Origin of the sequence: Thermobispora bispora DSM 43833 (assembly GCF_000092645.1) — a bacterium.
GTDB lineage: Bacteria > Actinomycetota > Actinomycetes > Streptosporangiales > Streptosporangiaceae > Thermobispora > Thermobispora bispora.
In genome coordinates, this window is sequence record NC_014165.1 from 3,387,709 (window position 1) to 3,410,494 (window position 22,786).

Sequence of the window (22,786 nt, forward strand, 5' to 3'; positions counted from 1 at the left end):
GAACGCGCGATGGGCGATCGCCGTGCGCAGGGCTAGGTGCGGGCGGCGGTCAGGGCGCGCCGCTGGAAGAGCACGGCCACCACGATGATCAGTCCCTTCGCGATGAGCTGGTCGCTGGTGTCGAGGCCGTTGAGGATGAACAGGTTCGTGATCACCGTGAAGACCATCAGGCCGAGGATCGAGCCGATGATCGTGCCGCGGCCGCCGGAGAGCAGGGTGCCGCCGATGATCACGGCCGCGATGGCGTCGAGCTCGTAGAGGTCGCCGTGGGTGCTCGACCCCGTGGTGGTCCGGGCCATGATGAGGATCGCCGCGATGCCGCAGCACAGGCCGGAGAGGGCGTACAGCAGCATCGTGTGGCGCCGCACGTCGATGCCGGCGAGCCGCGCCGCCTCCGGGTTGCCGCCGACCGCGTAGGTGCGCCGGCCGAAGGTGGTACGGCTCAGCACGAGCCAGCCCACCAGCACGACGGCCGCGAAGATGTAGACGAGCAGCGGCAGGCCGAGCACCCGGGTGGTGGAGAGCTCCACGATCGCCTGGTTCTCCGGGCGGATGAGCTGGGTCTTCCGGTCGGAGATCCGCTGGGCGAGGCCGCGCGCCGCCACCAGCGTGGCGAGGGTGGCGATGAACGGCGCCATCCGGCCGTACGCGACGAGGAAGCCGTTCACCAGGCCGGCGCCGGTGCCGACCAGGATCGCGCACATCGCCATGACCAGCGGCCCGTACGACTGGGTGGCGAGCGTGGTCGCCCAGACCGAGGCGAGCGCCATGATCGCGCCGACCGACAGGTCGATGCCGCCGCCGATGATGACGAACGTCATCCCGACGGTGATCACGCCGATGGTCGAGGCGAGCGCGAGGATGCTCACCAGGTTCGACGTCGTGGCGAAGTTCTCGGGGGCGGTCACCAGGCCGACCACGGCGAGCAGGAGCAGCACGGCGACGAGGCCGAGGTGGTGGTTCCGGCCGATCCGGCCGAGCAGCGCGGCCCCGGGCCACGCCTGCCGTGCCGCGGCGCGCCCGGCCGGCCGCTCATCGACCGGCGGGCTGACCTCACCCGGTGCGCGAGCGTCCGTCACCTCGCACTCCCCTCCATGATCATGTCCAGTACGGTGCGTTCGTCCAGGTCGCGGGCGTCCCCCTCGTGGATGACCGCGCCCTCGCGGAGCACGAGCACCCGGTCGGCGAGGCCGAGCACCTCGGGCACCTCGCTGGAGACGAGCAGGACGCCGATGCCGTCGTCGGCGAGGCGGCGGATCAGCCGGTAGAGCTCGGCCCGCGCCCCGATGTCGACCCCGCGGGTGGGTTCGTCGAGGAGGAGCAGCCGGCGGCCGTCGCCGAGCCACCGGGCGAGCACGGCCTTCTGCTGGTTCCCGCCGGAGAGCGTGCGCACCGGCCGGTCGGGGTCGGGCGGCCGGATGTCGAGCGCCCGCACCAGCCGCTCGGCCTCGGCGCGCTCCCGGCCGCGGTCGATCCAGCCGAGCCGGGAGAACCGGTGGAGGCCGGCGATCGTGATGTTCCGCCCGACCGTCTCGTGCATGAGCAGCGCCTGCGCCTTGCGCTCCTCGGGCGCGAGGCCCATGCCGAGCCGTACCGCGTGCACGGTGCTGCCCGGCCGTACCGGGGCGCCGTCGAGGAGGACCCGGCCCGCGGCCGGGCGGCGCGCGCCGTAGATCGTCTCGATGATCTCGGAGCGGCCGGAGCCGACCAGCCCGGCGAGCCCGACGATCTCGCCGGCCCGCACGGTGAACGAGACGTCGGTGAAGTGCCCGGGCAGGGTGAGGTGCTCGACCCGGAGCACCTCGGGGCGGCCGTCCAGGGCGCCGGGCTCCGGGCGGGGCGGGAAGACGTACTCCACGTTCCGCCCGGTCATGAGGGAGACGATCGTGGCGGTGGGGGTGGTGGCGGCCGGGAGGCCGACCGCCGCCGCCTTGCCGTCCTTGAGCACGGTGACCCGGTCGCCGATCTCGCGGATCTCCGCGAGCCGGTGGGAGATGTAGATCACCGCGACGCCCTGGGCGGTGAGCTCCCGGATGATCCGGAACAGGTTCGCGACCTCGTCGTGCGCGAGCGCGGCCGACGGCTCGTCCATGACGATGAGGCGGGCCCGGCGGGACAGGGCCCGCGCCATGCTCACCACCTGCTTCGCCGCCGCGGGGAGCCGCCCGACCTCGGCGGTGGGCGGCAGCTCGGGGTGGCCGAGCCGCTCGAGCAGCTCCCCGGCCGCGCGGTTCATCCGGCGGCGCCGGAGGAAGCCGAGCCGGGCGCTCTCGTGGCCGAGGAAGATGTTCTCCGCGACCGTGAGCCCGTCGACCAGGTCGAGCTCCTGGTAGATCGTGGAGATCCCGGCCTTGATCGCCGCGGTGGGCCCGGTGAACCGCACCGGCTCGCCGCCGAGCACGATGGTGCCCGCGTCGGGCCGGTGCGCCCCGGACAGGATCTTGATGAGCGTGGACTTGCCGGCGCCGTTCTGGCCGAGGAGGCAGTGCACCTCCCCCGCCCGCACCTCGAGATCCACCCCGTCGAGGGCCCGGACCCCGGGGAACTCCTTGACGATCCCCCGCATCACCAGCAGCTCGCTCACCGGTACGCACCCCTCCGCGCGGTGATCCGGGGGCCGGTGGTGGACGGCGAGGCGGAGAAGACGTGGTCGGTGATGAGCCGGGCGCCGCCGATCACCCCCGCCCGGTCGCCCAGCTCGGAGAGGACGATCGGCAGGTTGCCGGTGGCGAGCGGGAGCGACCTCCGGTAGACCACGCTCCTGATCTCGGCGAGCAGCACGTGGCCGATCCGCGCCACCCCGCCCGCGATGATCACGAGCCCGGGGTTGAAGAAGCTGACCAGGCTGGCGAGCACCTGGCCGACCTTCCGCCCGCCGTCCCGGATGAGCTTGATCGCCGCCGGGTCGCCGAGCGTGGCCGCGGCCGCGACGTCCTTGGCGGTGAGCTCGCCCGTGGCCGCGAGCCGCTCGGAGAGGTACGGCGAGCGCGGGGCGATCTTCACGGCCTCGGCGGCGAGCGCGGCGCCCCCGAAGTAGGCCTCCAGGCAGCCGGTGTTGCCGCACTTGCAGGTGGGGCCCTGGTCGTCCACCCGGATGTGCCCGATGTCGCCGGCGCTGCCGGACACCCCGCGGTAGATCTTGCCGCCGACCACGATCCCGCAGCCGATGCCGGTGCCGATCTTGACGAGCAGGAAGTCCTCGACCTGCTTGGCGAGGCCGGAGTGGAGCTCGCCCATGGCCATGAGGTTGACGTCGTTGTCCACCACGGCCGGGCAGCCGAGCTCCTGGCTGATCACCTCGCGCACCGGGTAGCGATCCCAGCCGGGCATGATCGGCGGGGCCACGGGCACGCCGTCGCGGAAACTGACCGGGCCGGGCACGCCGATGCCCGCGCCGTGCAGCGTGGTGAACACCCCCTGCTCCTGGAGCTTGCCGAGGAGCGTCACCGCGCGGTCGAGCACGGCGACCGGGCCGTCCCGCACGTCCGCGGGCTCGCCGATGTGGCCGAGGATCTCCAGCTCGCCGTTGGTCACCGCCACGTCGATCGACGTGGCACCGATGTCGATGGCGGCGAACCTGAGGTGCGGGGAGAGCCGCACCATCCCCGATCGCCTGCCCCCGCGGGATGCGGCCAGCCCGGCCTGCTCGACCAGGCCCATCTCGATGAGGCGATCGAGTTCGGCGTTGAGCTTCGATCGGGACAGCTCGACGAGGTCGGCGATCTCGGCCCGGGACCGTCCTCCGTCGCGCAGCAGGCGGAGCAGGGCCTCCTGGTGGACGTTCTCGGCACGGACGGCGTTTCGCTTCACGGCTCCTCCGGCGATGACGGCGGAGTCATTAAGCCGAAGGTAAGCCGCTTTGGCCGGTATGTGAAGATGCTTTGTGCCGCAGCTTTATAACTTTCGTCGTTTTCAGCAAAAGTTGGGTGCGCATCTGCGATAGCCCGGCCCGGAGGGCGCCTCGTACCGGCGAATGCCGCCCGATCCGCACTAAACCGGCGGCCGTGGGTAGACCCGTGGAGAGCGCGGCGGCGTCACGCCACGCCATCGGGGGAGACGATGCTCGGGATGCCCGACCGGGTCCGCGGGTGCCTGTTCGACATGGACGGCGTGCTGACCCGCACCGCCACGGTCCACGCGGCCGCGTGGAAGCGGATGTTCGACGAGTTCCTGCGGGCCCGCGCCGAGCGGACCGGCACGCCGTTCGAGCCGTTCGACGAGGTGGCCGACTACGACCGGTACGTGGACGGGCGCGCCCGGCTGGACGGGGCCCGCGCCTTCCTCACCGCCCGGGGCATCCGGCTGCCGGAGGGCTCACCGGACGACCCGCCGGGCGCCTGGACCGTGCACGGGCTCGCCGCGCGCAAGAACGAGCTCGTGCAGGCGGTGCTGAAGGAGCGGGGCGTCGAGGTCTTCGACGGCTCGGTGCGGTACGTCCACGCGGTCCGCGAGGCGGGCCTCGCCACGGCCGTGGTCTCGGCGAGCGCCAACGCCGGGCACGTGCTCAAGGCCGCCGGGATCGACGGGCTCTTCGACGCGCGCATCGACGGCGTGGTCGCCCGGCGGCGGGGCCTCGCCGGCAAGCCGGCCCCGGACATGTACCTGGCGGCCGCCGAGGCGCTCGGGCTCACCCCCGGCGAAGCCGCGGTCTTCGAGGACGCCATCGCCGGGGTGGCGGCCGGCCGGGCCGGCGGTTTCGCGCTCGTCGTCGGCGTCGACCGGGCCGGCCAGGCGGCCGCGCTGCGCGAGCACGGGGCCGACCTCGTCGTCACCGACCTCGCCGAGCTGCTGGAGCCGTCATCATGATCCGCCACCCCGCCTTCGCCTGCGATCCGTGGCAGGTCTGCGAGAAGACCCTCTCCCTCGACGTCCTCGCCCAGACCGAGTCGATCTTCGCCCTCTCCAACGGGCACATCGGCCTGCGCGGGAACCTCGACGAGGGCGAGCCGCACGCCCTGCCCGGCACCTACCTCAACTCGGTCTACGAGCTGCGGCCGCTGCCGTACGCCGAGGCGGGGTACGGGTACCCCGAGTCCGGCCAGACGGTGGTCAACGTCACCAACGGCAAGCTGATCCGGCTGCTCGTGGACGACGAGCCGTTCGACGTCCGGTACGGCACGCTCCACGAGCACGAGCGGGTGCTCGACATGCGCGCCGGCACCCTGACCCGGCGCGTCCGGTGGTGCTCGCCCGCGGGCGGGCACGTCCGGATCACCTCGACCCGGCTGGTCTCGTTCACCCACCGGGCCGTGGCCGCGATCAAGTACGAGGTCGAGCCGGTCGATCGGCCGCTCCGCGTGGTCGTGCAGTCGGAGCTGGTGGCGAACGAGACCGTCCCCCGGATCGACGCCGACCCCCGGGCCGGGGCGCTGATCCCGACCCCGCTCGTGCTGGAGGAGAACATCCCGGCCGCGGAGGGCGCGGCCGTCATGGTCCACCGCACCCGGGTGAGCGGGCTGCGCGTGGCCGCCGCGATGCGCCACGAGGTCGACGGCCCGCAGGGCACCCGGATCGAGGCCGACGGCGAGGGCGACGTCAGCCGCGTCACCGTGGCCACCCGGCTGCTCGCCGGGCAGCGGCTCCGGCTGATCAAGTACATCGGGTACGGCTGGTCGGCCGTCCGCTCCCGGCCCGCCCTCCACGACCAGGTGGTCGCCGCGCTCGCCGCCGCCAAGCTCACCGGATGGGACGGCCTGTGCGCCGAGCAGCGGGAGTTCCTCGACGAGTTCTGGGCGGGCGCGGACGTGGAGCTCGAGGACGACGAGGAGGTGCAGCAGGCGGTCCGGTTCGGGCTGTTCCACCTGCTCCAGGCGGGCGCCCGGGTGGAGCAGCGCCTCATCCCCGGCAAGGGGCTCACCGGGTCGGGCTACGACGGCCACGCCTTCTGGGACACCGAGGGCTTCGTGCTCCCCGTGCTCACCTACACCTACCCCCGGGCGGCGGCCGACGCGCTCGCCTGGCGGCTGTCGATCCTGCCGAAGGCGCGGGCGCGCGCCGCCCAGCTCGGGCTCGAGGGGGCCGCCTTCCCCTGGCGGACGATCAACGGGGAGGAGTGCTCCGGCTACTGGCCGGCCGGGACCGCCGCCTTCCACGTCAACGCGGACATCGCGGACGCGGTGATCCGGTACGTCGACGCCACCGAGGACGTCGGCTTCGAGCGCGACGTCGGCCTGCCGCTGCTCGTCGCCACCGCCCGGCTGTGGTGCTCGCTCGGCTTCTTCGGCCCCGACGGCCGGTTCCGCATCGACGGCGTCACCGGCCCGGACGAGTACAGCGCCATCCGGGACAACAACGTCTTCACGAACCTCATGGCGCGGCGGAACCTGCTCGCCGCCGCGGCCGCCGCCGAGCGCTACCCGGCCGACGCCGAGCGGCTAGGGGTCGCGCCGGAGGAGATCGCCGGCTGGCGGAAGGCGGCCGGCGCCATGTACATCCCGTACGACGAGCGGCTCGGGGTGCACCCGCAGCACGAGGGGTTCACCCAGCACGAGGTGTGGGACTTCGCCTCCACCAGGCCGGAGCAGTACCCGCTCATGCTCCACTTCCCGTACTTCGAGCTCTACCGCAAGCAGGTGGTGAAGCAGGCCGACCTCGTGCTCGCGATGCACCTGTGCAGCGACTGCTTCACCCCCGAGCAGAAGGCGCGGAACTTCGCCTACTACGAGGCGCTCACCGTCCGGGACTCGTCGCTGTCCGCCTGCACCCAGGCGGTGCTCGCCGCCGAGGTCGGGTTCCTGGAGCTCGCCTACGCCTACCTCGGCGAGGCGGCCCTGATGGACCTGCGCGACCTGCAGAACAACACCAGGGACGGGGTGCACATGGCCTCGCTCGCGGGCGCGTGGCTCGCCCTCGTCGCCGGGTTCGGCGGGATGCGGGCGGACAACGGGGTGATCCGGTTCGCGCCGCGGCTCCCCGCGCTGCTGCGCCGGCTCGCGTTCCGGCTCCGCTACCGGGGCCGCCTGCTCGCCGTCGAGGTCACCCCGGAGCGGACCGTCTACCGGCTGCTCGACGGGCCGCCGCTGACCATGGTCCACTACGACGAGGAGATCACGCTGAGCGACGAGGCCACCCGGCCCACCCCGGAGGTGCGGCCGCCGGACATCGAGATCCGCCAGCCTCCGGGCCGGGAGCCGCTCCCCCGCGTGCCGTTCCGCGGCTGCGCGGCGCTGCCCGGGCGCTCCCCGGCCGCGGGCGGACGGCCGGGGCCCGCGGCCGGTCCCGGGGATCGCAAGGGACCTGAGGCCGGCGGCCGGGCCGGAGACCCGGAGACGGCCTGAGCCCGCCCACCAGGCCGGCGCTCCCGAGACGGCCTGAGAACGGGGGCGGGGCCGGAGGCCAGACAGACGGACCTGAGCCGACCGGCCGGGCCGCAGGACCGGACCAGGCCATGCCGGGCCGGCGACGGGCCGCCCACGCCGGGCCACCGCTCCCGGGCGGCCGGCGGCGCCGCCCGGGCCGGCACGCCCGGCGGCTCCCGTGGCGTACCGGATCATCCGCCGGGGGCGCCGCGGCCCGGCTCACGAATCGGCCGGGTACCAGAGGTCGGGCTCGCCGGGGGTGCGGGTGATCCGGCCGCGCGACTCGAGCAGCACCAGGTGGGCGAGGGTCTCGTTGTTCGCGGCCCGCTGCATGAACGTCGGGATCTCCTCCCACGGCCGCGACCAGGTCAGCCGGGTGGTGACGTCCCAGCAGGTCGTGCCGGGCGCGGCGGCCACGGCGTCCGCGACCTCGGCGAGCCGTTCCTCGTGGTGCTCGATGAGGTACGCGATGCGGCCGGACAGCTCGCGGAACCGGTACTCGTGCGCGGGGAGCACCTCCTCCACGTCGAGGGCGTCGAGCGCGCGCAGCGCGTCGAGGTAGTCGGCGAGCGGGTTCGGCGCGGACTGCGGGTGCACCGCCACGTTGGGGGTGATCCTCGCCAGCACGTGGTCCCCGGAGAACAGAAGCCGGCGCTCCGGGTCGGCGAAGCACAGGTGGCCCGGGGAGTGCCCGGGGGTCCACACCGCGCGCAGGTCCCAGCCGGGCAGGCCGATCCGCTCGTCGTGCTCGATGAGCCGGTCCGGCATGGCCATGGACACGAAGCTGCGGATCATCATCGAGGCCTCGGCGAGCTCCTGGGCGGTCATCTGCGGCACGCCGCACCGGACGAGGAGGTGGAGCTGCTCCTCGGCGAGCTTCTCCATCGCGTCCTTCTCGTACCGGTCGTGGATGAGCCGCGCGTCGGCCGGGTGGAGGCCGATCCACGCCCCGGAGGTCTCCCTGATCCGCCCGGCGAGGCCGTAGTGGTCGGGGTGCATGTGGGTGACGAGCACGGCCTTGACGTCGGTGATCGCGTAGCCGGCGGTCCGCAGCCCGGCCTCGAGCGCCTGGTAGGCCTCCTCGGTGTTCCAGCCGGCGTCGATGATGGCCACGCCGTCGGGGAGCTCCAGCGCGTAGACCAGGACGTACCGGAGCGGGTTGATCGGGATCGGCACCGGTATCGACCACAGCCCGGGCCGCACCCGCTCGACCTCGGGCAGCGCACCGGAGATCCACGCCTCGTGCTGCCTGGGGCTCGCGGGCGTCACGGCGTTCCTGGCGCCGCTCCCGGCGCCCTTCCCGGCGTTCTTGGCGTTCTCGACCATGCACCCCGCCTCTCTCCGCTGTCGTCCGAGAACGATTCTCTCCTTGAACAGAATGTCGTTCTGCTACGGGCCCGCGTGATCGTGGGGCCGGAGCCCGGATCCGGGGAAAATCGCCGGGGAAACATCGGAATCCCGCCGGCGATAGGCTGGCCGGATGATCGACCGGATTCACGTGGACGACGCGGTCACCGCGCTGCGACCCGACTTCGCCGTGCTCGCCGTCTGCGCGTACGGCCTGGCCAACGGCCCTTCGGACGACCGATCCCGCGCCTGGCTCGCCGAGGCCGCGGAGCACGCCGCCCCGCTCGACGACCCCCGGCTGGAGGCGTGGCGGGACGCGTACCGGTCGTTCGGCGCGAAGCCGAGCCGGACCAGGCCCTCGGTCGACGCGCTCACCCGGCGGAAGCCGCTCCCCGAGATCAACCTCGTCGTCGACGCCTACAACGCGGTCTCGGTACGGCACTGCCTCCCGATCGGCGGCGAGGATCTGCGCCGCTACCAGGGGCCGGCGCGGCTGGTGCGGGCGGCCGGGGACGAGCCCTCGGAGGACGCGCTCGGCGCGCCCGAAATCGGGGAGGTAATCTGGCGTGACGACGCCGGCGTCACCTGCCGCCGGTGGAACTGGCGGCAATGCGTCCGGACCAGGATCACCGAGGAGACCGTCGACGCGCTCTTCCTGCTCGAGCGGCTCGAGCCGCTCACCCTGGAGGAGCTCGCGGCGGCCGGGGACGCGCTCGCCGCACTGCTCGCCGAGATCACTCCGGGCGTGCGGGTCGAGTCGCGGCTCATCGTCGCCGGCGGGTCGCGATGAGCCGGGTGGGACGGACTACCCCCCAAAGTGGCTAGGGGTGAGTGACTCGTTCTGCCGATCCTGGAAGGATGGAATACACGGGCACCTTTGTCCCGCTTACCTGACCGTGCAAGGCGAGTAGCCTTGGAGTCGGTTCTTCCTAAAACATCAACGCCGATCAGCGGAAGAGGGCGATTTCCGCCGTGTCGTCTCAGTCGTCGCACACAGACCCCCTGGCGAGCTTTGGGCAGAACGAGTGGCTCGTCGATGAGCTGTACCAGAAGTACCTCGAAGATCCAGAATCCGTGGATCGAGCGTGGTGGAACTTCTTCGCCGACTACGGAAGTGGGGTACACGCTCCGCCCAAGAGCCCGGCTGAGTCCACGAACGGCAAGATCGCAGCCGCTCCCGCGCCACCGTCCGCACCTAAGGCCCCGGTGAAGCCGGAGGAGAAGAAGGCACCGGCGGCGAAGCAGGCGGCGCCGATCCCGTCCGGTGCCACCGAGGAGCGGCTGCGCGGCGCCGCCGCCCGCACCGCGCAGAACATGGAGGCCTCCCTCGCGGTGCCGACGGCGACGAGCGTGCGCGCCATCCCGGCGAAGCTGCTCATCGACAACCGCATCGTCATCAACAACCACCTGCGGCGCGGCCGCGGGGGCAAGGTCTCCTTCACCCATCTCATCGGCTACGCCGTGGTGAAGGCCCTCAAGGCGATGCCGGAGATGAACTACTCCTACGCCGAGGTGGACGGCAAGCCGGTCCTGGTGAAGCCGGAGCACGTCAACCTGGGCCTCGCGATCGACGTGCAGCGGGAGGACGGGAGCCGCCAGCTCCTGGTGCCGTCGATCAAGAAGGCGGAGACCATGGACTTCCGCCAGTTCTGGGTGGCCTACGAGGACGTGGTGCGCCGGGCCCGGGCGGGCAAGCTCACCGTCGAGGACTTCCAGGGCACCACGATCACGCTCACCAACCCCGGCACCATCGGCACCGTCCACTCGGTGCCGCGCCTCATGCCCGGCCAGGGCACGATCATCGGGGTCGGCGCCATGGAATACCCGGCCGAGTACCAGGGGGCGGCCGAGGAGACCCTGGCCCGGCTCGGGATCAGCAAGGTGATGACCCTCACCTCGACCTACGACCACCGGATCATCCAGGGCGCCCAGTCGGGTGAGTTCCTCCGGCTGATCCACCAGCTCCTGCTCGGCGCGGACGGCTTCTACGAGGAGATCTTCGAGTCGCTCCGCATCCCGTACGAGCCGGTGCGCTGGGTCCAGGACATCCAGGCCGACCACGACGACGACGTGGCCAAGTCGGCCCGGGTGATGGAGCTGATCCACGCCTACCGGGTCCGCGGCCACCTCATGGCCGACACCGACCCGCTCGAGTACCGCCAGCGCAAGCACCCGGACCTCGACATCAACTCGCACGGCCTCACCCTGTGGGACCTGGAGCGCGAGTTCCCCACCGGGGGCTTCGGCGGCCGGCCGCGGATGAAGCTCCGCGACATCCTCGGCGTGCTCCGCGACTCGTACTGCCGGACGATCGGCATCGAGTACATGCACATCCAGAACCCGGAGGAGCGGGCCTGGATCCAGGAGCGGGTGGAGCGGCCGCACCCCAAGCCGAGCCGCGACGAGCAGCTGCGGATCCTCCGCCGGCTCAACACCGCCGAGGCGTTCGAGACCTTCCTGCAGACCAAGTACGTCGGGCAGAAGCGGTTCTCCCTCGAGGGCGGCGAGTCGCTGATCCCGCTGCTCGACTCGGTGATCAGCGAGGCGGCCAAGTCCCGGCTCGACGAGGTCGTCATCGGCATGGCCCACCGCGGGCGGCTCAACGTGCTCGCCAACATCGTGGGCAAGTCGTACGCGCAGATCTTCAGCGAGTTCGAGGGCAACCTCGACCCGCGCAGCGCGCACGGCTCCGGTGACGTGAAGTACCACCTCGGCGCCACCGGCGACTTCGTCGCCCCCGACGGCAGCAAGATCAAGACGTCGGTGGTGGCGAACCCGTCGCACCTGGAGGCGGTCGACCCGGTCCTCGAGGGCGTGGTCCGGGCCAAGCAGGACCTGCTCGAGCGGGGCGGCGGCGAGGAGGGCTTCACCGTCCTGCCGATCCTCATCCACGGCGACGCGGCGTTCGCCGGCCAGGGCGTGGTGGCCGAGACGCTCCACCTGTCCCAGCTCCGCGGCTACCGCACCGGCGGCACGGTGCACATCGTGGTGAACAACCAGGTCGGCTTCACCACCAGCCCGACGAGCTCCCGCTCCTCGGTGTACGCCACCGACGTCGCCCGGATGATCCAGGCGCCGATCTTCCACGTGAACGGCGACGACCCCGAGGCGGTCGTGGCCGTGGGCCGGCTCGCCTTCGAGTACCGCCAGGCGTTCCGCAAGGACGTCGTGATCGACCTCGTCTGCTACCGGCGGCGCGGGCACAACGAGACCGACAACCCGGCCTTCACCCAGCCGCTGATGTACGACCTGATCGAGGCGAAGCGGTCGGTCCGCAAGCTGTACACCGAGCGGCTGATCGGCCGCGGGGACATCACGATGGAGGAGGCCGAGCAGGCGCTCCGCGACTACCAGGAGCAGCTCGAGCGCGCCTTCACCGAGACCCGCGAGGCCGCCAGGAACCCGGTCGAGTTCGACGCCTCCCGCATCACCCAGGGCGAGGACCGGGTCCCGTGGTCGCACGAGGACACCCCGACGGCCACCACCGAGGACGTGATCAAGCGGGTCATCGACACCCAGATCAACCTGCCCGAGGGGTTCACGGTCCACCCGCGGCTCGCCCCGGTGCTCCAGCGGCGCGCCACCATGGTCGCCGAGGACGCGATCGACTGGGCGACCGGCGAGCTCATCGCCTTCGGCTCGCTGCTCATCGACGGCCACCCGGTCCGCCTGGTCGGCCAGGACTCCCGGCGCGGCACCTTCGGCCAGCGGCACGCGGTGCTCATCGACCGGAAGACCGGCGCGGAGCACACCCCGCTGAAGGCGTTCGACCACGGCACCACGAAGTTCTACGTGTACGACTCGCTGCTCAGCGAGTTCGCCGCGATGGGCTTCGAGTACGGCTACAGCGTGGCCCGGCCGGACGCGCTGGTGATCTGGGAGGCCCAGTTCGGCGACTTCGCCAACGGGGCGCAGACGATCATCGACGAGTTCATCTCGTCCGGTGAGGAGAAGTGGGGCCAGCGCTCCTCCGTGGTGCTGCTCCTGCCGCACGGCTACGAGGGCCAGGGCCCCGACCACTCCTCCGGCCGGATCGAGCGCTACCTGCAGCTCTGCGCCCGGGACAACATGACGGTGACCGTGCCGTCCACCCCGGCCAACTACTTCCACCTGCTCCGCTGGCAGGTGCTCTCGAACCGGCGCAAGCCGCTGATCGTGTTCACGCCCAAGTCGCTGCTGCGGCTCAAGGCGGCCACGTCGGCGAAGCACGAGTTCACCTCGGGCTCCTTCAAGCCGGTGATCGGCGACGCGAAGGTGGACCCGGCCAAGGTCCGCACCGTGGTCCTGTGCACCGGCAAGTTCTACTACGACATGCTCGCGCGCCGGGAGAAGCTGGGCCGCGACGACATCGCGCTCGTCCGCATCGAGCGGCTCTACCCGTTCCCGGAGCGGCCGCTCAAGGCCGAGCTCGCCCGGTACCGCGACGACGTGGAGCTGGTGTGGGCGCAGGAGGAGCCCATGAACATGGGCGTCTGGCCGTACCTCGCGCTCAAGATGGTGGAGAAGCCCGACCTGTTCGGCGGCCGGACCCTGCGCCGGGTCTCCCGCCTGCCGAACTCGTCGCCCGCCACCGGCTCGCAGCACAAGCACGAGTCGGAGCAGGAGGAGCTCCTCCAGCAGATCTTCGGCTGACGCAGGCGGCGTGGGGAGGTCCGGCCCGGCGGCCGTCCGGGAGGACCTCCCCCGCGCGTGGTCTGCCGTCTCCAGCACCGAGACTGCCGTCTCCAGCACCGAGAGGCACGCATGTACTTCACGGACCGAGGGATCGAAGAGCTCGTCGAGCGGCGCGGTGAGGAGCAGGTCAGCATGGTCTGGCTCGCCGACCGGCTCCGCGAGTTCGTCGACCTCAACCCCGAGTTCGAGACCCCGGTCGACCGGCTGGCGACCTGGCTCGCCCGGCTGGACGACGAGGAGGAGTGACCGGCCGGGCGGTCCGCCCGGAGGCCGGGCCCGCGGGCCGGCCGGTCCCCGCCGGCGGCGCCGTACCCCTGGGCGAGCGGTGACGGTCCCGCGCGCCGGACGCACGGCGTCTAGACTTGGGTGCGACGCGATATATCGTGTCTTCGTCCGGGAACTCCCGGCGTGATCGGCCGTGGCCGGCCGGCGCGGCGGCCCCGGCTCACGCCCGGCGAGCACCCCGGCTCGGCGGCGGACCTGTCATGACCATGCGGAGGAGAGGGCATGAGCCCGGTTTTCGGGCACGGCCGGCTCAGGCTGTACCTGTTGAAGCTCCTTGAGGAGAGCCCACGGCACGGGTACGAGGTGATCCGGCTGCTCCAGGATCGCTTCCTCGGCGTCTATTCGCCCTCGCCGGGAACGATCTATCCCCGCCTCGCCCGGCTGGAGGAGGAGGGCCTCGTCACCCACGAGGTCGTGGACGGCAAGAAGGTCTTCACCATCACCGACAAGGGCCGGGCCGAGCTGCGCGCCCGCATGGACGAGCTCGCCGAGCTGGAGCAGGAGATCACCGCCTCGGTCCAGGACATCGCGCGGGAGCTCAAGGAGGACGTCCGGCAGACCGTGCGCTCCCTGCGCCAGGAGCTGACCCGGATGGCCCGGAACGTGGGGCGCGACGCCCGGAACGGCGCCTGGACGGAGATCGAGCGGGAGTTGCGGCGGCACGGCGGCCAGGCCCAGGACGAGTGGCGCCGCCAGATGGAGGAGTGGAGCCGGCACACCCGGCGGCTCCGCGCGGAGGGCGAGCGCTGGCAGCGGGAGTTCCGCCGGATCTGGGAGGAGATCTGGCCGCCGACCGGGCGGCCCGGCCCGGCACCGGAGGACGAGTTCGGGCGGTCGCTCGCCGACTTCGTGGCCCGGGTGCACCGGGACGTCTGCGCCGGCGGGATCACCGAGGAGGAGCTGCGGCGCTGCCAGGAGATCCTCGACGAGGCGGCGCGGCGCATCGGCGAGACGCTCCGCCGCTGAGGCCCGTCCCGGGCGGAGCGGGCCGCCGGGACGGGCCCGGGGTCAGAGCGTGAAGACGATTTTCCCGAAGATGTCGCCCTGGAGCATCGCGGCGAAGCCCTCCTCGGCGCGGGTGAGCGGCAGCACCCGGTCGATCACCGGACGGGCGCCGGTCTGCTCGAGGAACACGGCGAGCCGGGCGAGCTGGTCCCGGGTCCCCATGGTCGACCCGACGATCGACTTCTGCAGGAAGAAGACCTGCGCGAGGTGCGTGGGGGCGACGTGCCCGGTCGTGGCCCCGGCGATCACGATGCGCCCGCCGGGCTTCAGCGCGTTGATCGAGTGGCTCCAGGTGGCGGCGCCCACGGTCTCCATCACCGCGTCCACCCGCTCCGGCAGCCGCGCCCCGGGCTCGAACGCGCGGTCGGCGCCCAGCTCCAGGGCCCGGGCCCGCTTCTCCTCGGACCGGCTGGTCACCCAGATCCGGTAGCCGCCGGCCCGGCCGAGCACGATCAGCGCGGTCGACACACCGCCGCCCGCGCCCTGGACGAGCACGGTGGACCCGGGCTCCACCCCGGCCTTCTCGAACAGCATCCGGTACGCGGTCAGCCAGGCCGTGGGGAGGCAGGCGGCCTCCTCGAAGGAGAGGGCGGCCGGCTTCGGCACCAGGTTCCGCTTCGGCACGACGACCCGCTCGGCGAACGTGCCGTCGTACACCTCCGACAGCAGCGACCGCTTCGGGTCGAGGGTCTCATCCCCCTCGCCCGAGCCGATCACCGCGTGGACGATGACCTCGTTGCCCTCCTCGTCCAGGCCGGCCGCGTCACAGCCGAGCACGATCGGCAGCCGGTCCTGGCTGATGCCCACCCCGCGCAGGGTCCACAGATCGTGGTGGTTGAGCGAGGCGGCCTTGACGGTGACGGTCGTCCACCCCTCCGGGACCTCCGGCTCGGGGCGCTCCCCCAGCGTCAGCCCTTCCAGCGGGTTGTCGGGGTTGGTCTTCGTAGCGGTTACGGCGAACATGGCCGAACCCTACCCGGGGGCCGTACGCCCATCACGATCGGGATCCGCGATCACGGGACGGCCCCCTGCCGTGTCCGGGCGCCGGCGCGCCCGTCGATCACGGGAACTCCCCCATGCCGCGTCCGGGCCCGGCGGGAGCCGTGACGCGAAAGGGCCCGGTGGCGTGGCACCACCGGGCACCGCGTTCCCGCCGTCTTTACGCGGGTCATACGACCGCCGTGGTCAGATCTTGAACAGGTCCCCCTCGACGGCCTCCATCTGGCACCGGTTGCCGAAGGTGCGCCGGAGCCAGAACTGCCGGCCGTCCCAGATGCCGCTGGCGGTGACCGTGACCGGGTCGTACAGCATCGAGCAGGCCACGTCGGCGCGTGGCTGGAGCGCGGTGATGTCGCCGCCCACCCGCTCCAGGGCCGCGCAGACCGTGTCGGCGTGCGGGTGCGAACCGCTGACCGACCGGCAGTCGACGTCCACGGTCTTGGTGGGATTCCCGGACCCGGTGCCGGGCTCGATGCTGATGGTCACCGCGCGCGTCGGCGCGTTCGCCGGGTCGGCGGCCTGGGCCGACGGTTGCGCGGACGACTGCGGCGGTGCGGGCTCCGCCATGGCGGGCGTGGCGAGACCGGCCCCCAGGGCGGCACCGGCTAGGAGAACAAGGAGTGACTTCATGCGCTTCCCCCCGTTTCGCTGGCAGCAGCTTCACCGCCAGGGGCCCCCGCCGCAAGCATCCACTCCGCAGGCTTAGTTAGCTCTGACGTCACGGAGACTTCTTTGGTTCCCCCCGTTCCATAACAACAAGGACACAACACTAGGCCAGGTCAGTACCCGTCTGAAAAAATTGCCCCTTAGTTTCCAGATCTCCAGCAGGGAAGGTGGCCATGTTCGGGCGACTCGCGCTCCGGAAGGGCGGCATCGCCGCCGCCGTGTGCGCGGTCGCCGTGCTCGCCCATCCGGGGACGCCGGCCGTGGCCTCGCCGGCGTCCCAGCAGCAGAGCGCGAGCCGCGCCGCGGCCACCAGGATCCAGGCGTACCCGCTCGCCCCGACCGCGGCCGATAGGCAGCGGGTCGCCGCGTACTGGAGCCCGGAACGGCTGAAGCGGGCGAGCAGCTACGAGCCGCGGACCAAGCCGTCCTCGTCCACCCGGGCGATGAGCTCATCGGCGGAGCTCGCGCCCGCGCGGGCCGCGGTCACCGCCGCCGGCCCGGCCGCCGCGGCCGCGGCGAGCGCCCCGCCCATGGTGGGCAAGGTCTTCTTCAAGGTCGGGGACAAGGAGTACTGGTGCTCCGCCTCGGTGGTGCACTCGCAGCACCGCAACCTCGTGGCGACCGCGGGGCACTGCGCCTTCGCCCTCAACCAGAACAAGCCGGTAGAGAACTGGATCTTCATCCCGTCGTACCGCGACGGCAAGGCCGACGCGGGGATCTTCGTCGGCCACACCCTCTACATGCACGAGGACTTCTCCGGCAAGGGCGACTTCGACCGTGACTACGCGTTCGTCACGGTGCACCGCGGCTTCGCCTGGCAGCCGTACACCGTCGGCGGCAAGGTCCAGTACCGGATGGTGGACGTGGGCCGGCTCGAGGACAAGGTGGGGGCGTTCCGCTTCGCCGCCAACCTGTCGCTCGGCCGGAAGGTCACCGTCTTCGGCTACCCGGCCGGGGCGCACCCGGACGGCAGCCGGCCGTACTCGGGCCAGTCGGTGGTGTCCTGCGCGGGCACGACCGAGCGCAAGACCGTCAAGGCCCCGACGTGGCAGCTCGAACGGGGCGTCCGGCTCCCCCACTGCGGCTTCACCTCGGGCGCGAGCGGCGGCCCCTGGGTGGTGGGCTACAACGCGGTCACCCGGACCGGCTACCTGGTCGGGATCACCAGCCTCACCTGGAACCTCAACGGCGGCGGCCGGCTGAACGCGATCTCGACCCCCTACTTCAACGCGGCCGCGCGCCTGGTCTACCTCCGGGCCGCCCGCCAGGCCACCGGCTGATCCGGGCCGCCACTCCCCCTCCCCGGCCTTCCCACGCCCCATCGCCGCCGTGGTGGCCGGATGCCCCCGCCGGCGCAGGCCGGATAATCCGTTGCCCCGGACATGCGCGGTGGGTAAGGTCGGCGGCGAACCGTAGTCGCCGAAGGGAGCACCCGAGTGGAGAGCTGAGGTCCGGCACCGCGACCGCCGCCGCGACGCATGCCGTCGGCAGCGGCGTCGCCTGAGACCTCGGCATGGCTCTCTCGCGCGCTTCCGTTTCCCGGGTGCCCCGGCATTCCGTCCGTGGCGCGTTCGCGGTGTCTCCGCCGTTTCCGCCCGTCATCCCAGGAATGCCGAGGAGGCCCCACCGTGTCTTCTTCGTCTTCTTCGTCGTTCTCCATCGTCTGCACGGAGCTGTCGTTCTCCTGGCCGGACGGCACGCCGGTGTTCGATCGGCTCGACGTCGCGTTCGGGCCCGGCCGTACCGGGCTGATCGGGCCGAACGGATCCGGCAAGTCGACGCTGCTCCGGTTGATCGCCGGTGAGCTGCGGCCGGTGTCGGGCACGGTCCGCGTGGCGGGTGACGCCGGGTATCTGCCGCAGCACCTGCCGCTCGACGTCGGCCGGACCGTCGCCGAGCTGCTCGGCATCGCGGAGGTGCGCCGGGCGCTGCGCGACCTGGAGCGCGGGGGGTTGTCCGAGGCCGAGCTCGCCGAGCGGTACGCGGTGATCGGCGACGACTGGGACGCCGAGGAGCGGGCGCGCGCCGAGCTCGACCGGCTCGGCCTGGGGCACGTCGGGCTCGACCGCCCGCTGGGCACGCTCTCGGGCGGTGAGGCCGTCATGGTGGGCCTCGCCGCGCAGTTCCTGCGGCGGCCGCGGGTGCTGCTGCTCGACGAGCCCACCAACAACCTCGACCTCGACGCCCGGCACCGGCTCTACGACGCGGTCGCGGCGTGGCGCGGCGTCATGGTCCTGGTGAGCCACGACCGGGCGCTGCTCGACCGCGTCGACCAGATCGCCGACCTGTCCCGCGGCCGGATCCGGATGTTCGGCGGCAACCTGTCCGCCTACGAGGAGGCGCTCGCCGCCGAGCGGGAGGCCGCCGAGCGGGAGCTGCGCAATGCCGGGGCCGAGGTACGGCGGCAGCGGCGCGAGCTCATCGAGGCCGAGACGCGGATCGCCCGGCGGTCCCGGTACGGGGCGAAGATGTACGCCAACAAGCGCGAGCCGAAGATCGTCATGAACGCGCGCAAGCGCGAGGCCCAGGTCTCGGCGAGCAGGCTGCGCGCGCTGCACCAGGACCGGCTCGCGGCCGCGCAGCGGCGGCTCGCCGAGGCCGCGGAGGCGGCGCGCGAGGATCCGGCGATCCGCATCGAGCTGCCCCGCACCGAGGTCCCGGCCGGCCGCACCGTCGCGGTGCTGGAGGAGGTGACGACCCCGGCCGGGCATCCGCCGGTGCGGCTCACCCTCCGCGGCCCGGAGCGGATCGCGCTGCTCGGCCCGAACGGGGCGGGGAAGACCACCCTGCTGCGCACGATCACCGGTGAGCTCGCCCCGGCGGGTGGGACGGTGCGGGTCACGGTCGACGGCGTGGGCTACCTGCCCCAGCGGCTCGACGTGCTCGACGGGTCGCGCAGCGTGCTGGAGAACGTGCGCGCCGCCGCGCCCGGCGCCTCGGTGAACCGGATCCGCGCGGAGCTCGCCCGCTTCCTGTTCCGCGGGGACCGGGCCGAGCTGCCCGCCTCGGCCCTGTCCGGCGGGGAACGCCTGCGCGCGGTGCTCGCCACGGTCCTGCTCGCCGAGCCGCCGCCGCGGTTGCTGCTGCTCGACGAGCCGACCAACAACCTCGACATGCCCGCGGTGGACCGGCTGGTCGAGGCCCTCGCCGCCTATCGCGGCGCGCTCGTCGTCGCCTCCCACGACCTGCCGTTCCTCGCCTCGCTCGGCATCACCCGCTGGCTGCGCCTGACGCGGGAGGAGGGCCTTGCGGAGATCGATCCGCCGGACCCGTGGTGACGGTGCCCCGTCCCGCGCGGCGGCACGGCCGCGTGGGTGGCGTGATCCTCATCGCGGTGCCATGCCCGGATCCCGCACGGCCGGGCAGCGCCGCCTCGAGCGCAGCACGTGCCGGCGCCGCACCGCCGGCGGCGTCGCCTGCGGGCCGTGAAGCGCTCGTCCGGTGACGCCGTCCTTGGAAGTGATTCCGTACGCGCGCCGGACCGGGAGCGGCCGAGGTCCGGCGCGCATGCGCGCCCTCGCCCGGGACGGTGCCGAACCAGAGCCCGGATGGGCGCGTCACACCCTGACGAGCGGGCGTTCACGGGTTCACGTCCCCGCCGCCGGCCCGCCGGAAAGGGCGCTCAAGCATTTGTCCAGATTGGAGCGGTTTAGACGAACAACTCGGCCAATCGGTGCCATCCAGACTATGTGATTTTGCTCACATCCATCGCCGCCGCCAAGACCCGCCGCAGCCGGCGCCCGCCGGCGCCCGCATCCACCGGAACCGCCGTTCATCAGCGGATTCGCCGCCTTCACTCCACCTAGGAATGGCTCAGGGGTGAATGTCACGGATGGATAACGCCGCCGGGCCGCCGACGGCGGGGCCGGGAAAGCCGAGCGCCCACGGTCGCCGACGGTTAGGTTCTTTGACATCTCTTTACTGGCGCTTGAGGCGAAGAAGACCGTCTCACGACAGACCGAGGAGAGAGGTTCTTTGAAGCGCACCATCGCCGCCGGCGGCGCCATCGCCGCCGTCAGCCTGCTGGCCGCCGGCCTCGCCACCCCCGCCGAGGCGGCCAGGAGGACCGTTGCCGCTGACAACCTCGCCGCGACCAACTACGCGGCGTGGCAGGTCCTGAAGTACTGGTGGAACGAGCGGGCGTCGCGGTTCCAGGCCGCCACGCCGTACAACGTGGAGACGTCCGTCCCGTCCCGGCACATCCGCACCGGCGGCGGGCTCGCCGACAGCAAGCCCGGCCTGGTCTCGCCCACCGGCGGCGCCGGGAAGGCGACGGGCAAGGCCAAGAACGTCAACCTGCCGCGCACCGTCGGCAAGGTGTTCTTCACCGGCGCCGACGGCAAGCCCCACTGGTGCACGGCGACCGCGGTGCACTCGCAGTACCGCAACCTCGTCGCCACGGCCGGCCACTGCGTCTACGACACGCGGAGCAACCGGCCGACCCTCCGCAACTGGGTGTTCGTGCCCGGGTACTACAAGGGCAAGGCCCCCTGGGGCATCTACGTCGGCAAGACCGCGTACACCCACTACGACTTCGACGTCTACCACGACGGCGACCGCGACTACGCGTTCGTGACCGTCTACAACGGCGTCACCGTGACCGGCTGGGACCGCCGGAAGCGGCTGCCGAAGATCAAGGACGTCGGCCGCCTGGGCGACAACGTCGGTGGCCAGGGTCTCGCCTACAACCAGAAGATCGGCACGTACCACTACGTCTTCGGCTACCCGAGCGGGTCCCACCCCGACGGCAACCGGGCGTTCACCGGTCTGACCCTCAAGTGGTCGTACGGCAAGACCTTCCGCGTCCAGGCCCCGGCCATCAAGGGTGAGGAGCTGATCGGCATCCGGTCCTCCTTCACCGGCCAGGGTGCCATCGGCTCGGCCTGGCTGCTCAACTACTCCAGCGCCCGCCGGCTCGGCTACCTGAACGGTGTGACCATCGGCGTCTCCGACACCGACGGCAACCAGCGGTACGACACCAGCATCTCGCCGTACTTCGACGGCGAGACCTACCAGGTCTACAAGACCGCCGCCAGCCGGTGGTCCGGGCGGATCGCCTGATCCCCGGCGGGACACCGAGCTGACGGTCTTCTCCTCCGGCAGGGCCCGGCCGAGCCGGGCCCTCTTCCTATTCCGTGCTCTTCCGTCTCGTTCCGAGATCGTTTCCGGCGTGACGCTCCGGCGCTGTATGTTCCGTTGCGATCCCCTTCACTGACGCATGGGGCGCAGCAGCGTTCCACGTACAGCGCGAGGAGTCTCCGTTGCGACGCATCCCGATATGGGGTCTCTCATGGGGTGCGGCGGCACTGATCGGGCTGATCGGGTCGCTGGTGCCGGCGCCCGCACTGGCCTACGACATCACCGTGAGTGCCCCCCTCACCTCGGAGGCGCAGGCCGCCTCCGTGCTCACCTACTGGCTGCGAGACGGCGGCCGCGCCCTCGAGGCGGCGACGCCGTACCGTCCGGACATCGCCATAACGCCCCGGCGGGTCCTCCTGGGCGGCCCGCATCCCGACGGCCGGCCGGGTTCGGTGTCCCCGGGCACCGCACAGCGCGTGGCCCCGGCGTCCGCCAAGCACGTCGGCCCGCCGAGGACGCTCGGCAAGGCGTTCTTCGTCGGCGCGGACGGCAGGCCGCACTGGTGCTCGGCGACCGCCGTGCAGTCCACGCATCGCAACCTCGTCGCAACGGCGGGACACTGTGTATTCGACCCGGCATCGGGCAAGCCGCACCGCCGGTGGATCTTCATCCCCGGCCACCAGCGCGGCAGGTTCCCGTACGGGATCTTCCTCGGCAAGCAGGCCTTCACCCACCGCGACTTCGCCAAGTACCGGGACGCGGACCGGGATTACGCCTTCGTCGCCGTGTACGACGGGCTCGCGCCTCGCGGCGAGGTCGACCTGGCGAACCGGGCCCGGTACGCCGCCTTCACCGGCGGCATCGCCTACCGGGTGAAGACCGGCGGGACCACCCGGTACGTGGGCGTCACGCTCACCCGCACCGGACGGCTCGGTGACCTGGTCGGTGGGCAGGGGATCGCCTACAACCTGCTGCCCGGGCGATCGGTCCGCCTCGCCGGCCATCCGGCGCCCGCCCCGGGCAAGACCCGGGCCGGTGGCGGAGACCAGACCGCCGGCGCGCCGGCCCTCTGGTCCGGCCGGACGTTCAAGGCGGAAGACGCGGCCATCAAGGCGGAGCTCCTGCTGGGCGTCCGCTCGACGGCCCCGTCGCTGGTGGACGGCGCTCTCTGGCTCACCGGCTACCGGAAGAGCACGGGCCTCGGCTACCTCAACGGCATCACCATCGCCACCGCGGCGCGGGACGGCGCCGGCGTGTCGCCGTACTTCGACGGGGAGCTGTTCACCGTCTACACGGCCGCCCGGGCGGCCCGGGCGGAGCCGATCTCGTTCGGGCGCACGGCCAAGGCCGGGGAGCGCGGCACCGGCACCGCGGCGGGACGCGGGGGCGGCTCCGGATCGCGATGACGTCGCCCGCGGCGATCCGCGTGGCGG

At 72.3% G+C, this 22,786-nt stretch carries 16 protein-coding genes; 10 read left to right on the forward strand and 6 right to left on the reverse strand.

Annotation, left to right across the window (positions count from 1 at the left end; translation table 11 throughout):
- Positions 1-32 precede the first annotated feature (32 nt).
- From TBIS_RS14295 to TBIS_RS14305, 3 genes are read right to left on the reverse strand one after another with little or no spacing between them, the layout of a single operon-like run.
- Positions 33-1,079, reverse strand: coding sequence for an ABC transporter permease (locus TBIS_RS14295; protein ID WP_013133115.1), 1,047 nt, complete (start codon positions 1,077-1,079; stop codon positions 33-35).
- Positions 1,076-2,584 carry a sugar ABC transporter ATP-binding protein gene (locus TBIS_RS14300; protein ID WP_013133116.1) on the reverse strand — a complete coding sequence of 503 codons (1,509 nt, stop codon included), beginning with the start codon at positions 2,582-2,584 and terminating at the stop codon, positions 1,076-1,078. Before TBIS_RS14300 ends, TBIS_RS14295 begins: the two co-directional genes overlap by 4 nt.
- Positions 2,581-3,810, reverse strand: a complete 1,230-nt coding sequence (locus TBIS_RS14305) for an ROK family transcriptional regulator (protein WP_013133117.1) — start codon at positions 3,808-3,810, stop codon at positions 2,581-2,583. The genes TBIS_RS14300 and TBIS_RS14305 overlap by 4 nt, the downstream gene beginning before the upstream one ends.
- Positions 3,811-4,059: 249 nt before the next feature.
- Here TBIS_RS14305 and TBIS_RS14310 point away from each other — a divergent pair, with 249 nt between their 5' ends.
- Together TBIS_RS14310 and TBIS_RS14315 are read left to right on the forward strand one after the other, a co-directional pair.
- Positions 4,060-4,806, forward strand: a complete 747-nt coding sequence (locus TBIS_RS14310) for a beta-phosphoglucomutase family hydrolase (protein WP_013133118.1) — start codon at positions 4,060-4,062, stop codon at positions 4,804-4,806.
- Positions 4,803-7,277, forward strand: coding sequence for a glycoside hydrolase family 65 protein (locus TBIS_RS14315; protein ID WP_013133119.1), 2,475 nt, complete (start codon positions 4,803-4,805; stop codon positions 7,275-7,277). The genes TBIS_RS14310 and TBIS_RS14315 overlap by 4 nt, the downstream gene beginning before the upstream one ends.
- Before the next feature lie 240 nt (positions 7,278-7,517).
- Here TBIS_RS14315 and TBIS_RS14320 read toward each other — a convergent pair whose 3' ends face one another.
- A complete protein-coding gene (locus TBIS_RS14320; protein WP_013133120.1) occupies positions 7,518-8,624 on the reverse strand; it encodes an MBL fold metallo-hydrolase in 1,107 nt (368 codons plus the stop codon).
- A gap of 154 nt (positions 8,625-8,778) precedes the next feature.
- Here TBIS_RS14320 and TBIS_RS14325 point away from each other — a divergent pair, with 154 nt between their 5' ends.
- The 4 genes from TBIS_RS14325 to TBIS_RS20120 all read left to right on the forward strand — a co-directional run bounded on the left by TBIS_RS14325 (position 8,779) and on the right by TBIS_RS20120 (position 14,570).
- Positions 8,779-9,435 (forward strand): B3/B4 domain-containing protein, encoded by a 657-nt coding sequence (locus TBIS_RS14325; protein WP_013133121.1) that lies wholly within the window; start codon positions 8,779-8,781, stop codon positions 9,433-9,435.
- 182 nt (positions 9,436-9,617) lie between these two features.
- Positions 9,618-13,277: a multifunctional oxoglutarate decarboxylase/oxoglutarate dehydrogenase thiamine pyrophosphate-binding subunit/dihydrolipoyllysine-residue succinyltransferase subunit gene (locus TBIS_RS14330; protein WP_013133122.1), complete on the forward strand. Its 3,660-nt coding sequence runs from the start codon at positions 9,618-9,620 to the stop codon at positions 13,275-13,277.
- 111 nt (positions 13,278-13,388) lie between these two features.
- On the forward strand, positions 13,389-13,565 hold the full coding sequence (locus TBIS_RS19460) for a DUF6104 family protein (protein ID WP_013133123.1): 177 nt from the start codon (positions 13,389-13,391) through the stop codon (positions 13,563-13,565).
- 261 nt (positions 13,566-13,826) lie between these two features.
- Entirely contained in the window at positions 13,827-14,570 is a 744-nt protein-coding gene (locus TBIS_RS20120; RefSeq protein WP_013133124.1) for a PadR family transcriptional regulator, read from the forward strand.
- 42 nt (positions 14,571-14,612) lie between these two features.
- On the opposite strand, the gene TBIS_RS14345 is transcribed toward TBIS_RS20120, so the two are convergent.
- Positions 14,613-15,572, reverse strand: coding sequence for a zinc-binding dehydrogenase (locus TBIS_RS14345; protein ID WP_013133125.1), 960 nt, complete (start codon positions 15,570-15,572; stop codon positions 14,613-14,615).
- A 222-nt stretch (positions 15,573-15,794) separates the two neighbouring features.
- On the reverse strand, positions 15,795-16,238 hold the full coding sequence (locus TBIS_RS18275; RefSeq protein WP_013133126.1) for an SSI family serine proteinase inhibitor: 444 nt from the start codon (positions 16,236-16,238) through the stop codon (positions 15,795-15,797).
- A 209-nt stretch (positions 16,239-16,447) separates the two neighbouring features.
- On the opposite strand from TBIS_RS18275, the gene TBIS_RS14355 reads away from it, so the two are divergent.
- From TBIS_RS14355 to TBIS_RS18875, 4 genes are all read left to right on the forward strand, one after another.
- A complete protein-coding gene (locus TBIS_RS14355; protein ID WP_013133127.1) occupies positions 16,448-17,554 on the forward strand; it encodes a trypsin-like serine peptidase in 1,107 nt (368 codons plus the stop codon).
- A gap of 348 nt (positions 17,555-17,902) precedes the next feature.
- On the forward strand, positions 17,903-19,552 hold the full coding sequence (locus TBIS_RS14360) for an ABC-F family ATP-binding cassette domain-containing protein (RefSeq protein WP_013133128.1): 1,650 nt from the start codon (positions 17,903-17,905) through the stop codon (positions 19,550-19,552).
- A gap of 697 nt (positions 19,553-20,249) precedes the next feature.
- Complete coding sequence (locus TBIS_RS14365) at positions 20,250-21,335, forward strand: trypsin-like serine peptidase (RefSeq protein WP_013133129.1); 1,086 nt, start codon at positions 20,250-20,252, stop codon at positions 21,333-21,335.
- A gap of 302 nt (positions 21,336-21,637) precedes the next feature.
- Positions 21,638-22,759 carry a trypsin-like serine peptidase gene (locus tag TBIS_RS18875; protein ID WP_148231535.1) on the forward strand — a complete coding sequence of 374 codons (1,122 nt, stop codon included), beginning with the start codon at positions 21,638-21,640 and terminating at the stop codon, positions 22,757-22,759.
- Positions 22,760-22,786: the final 27 nt, after the last annotated feature.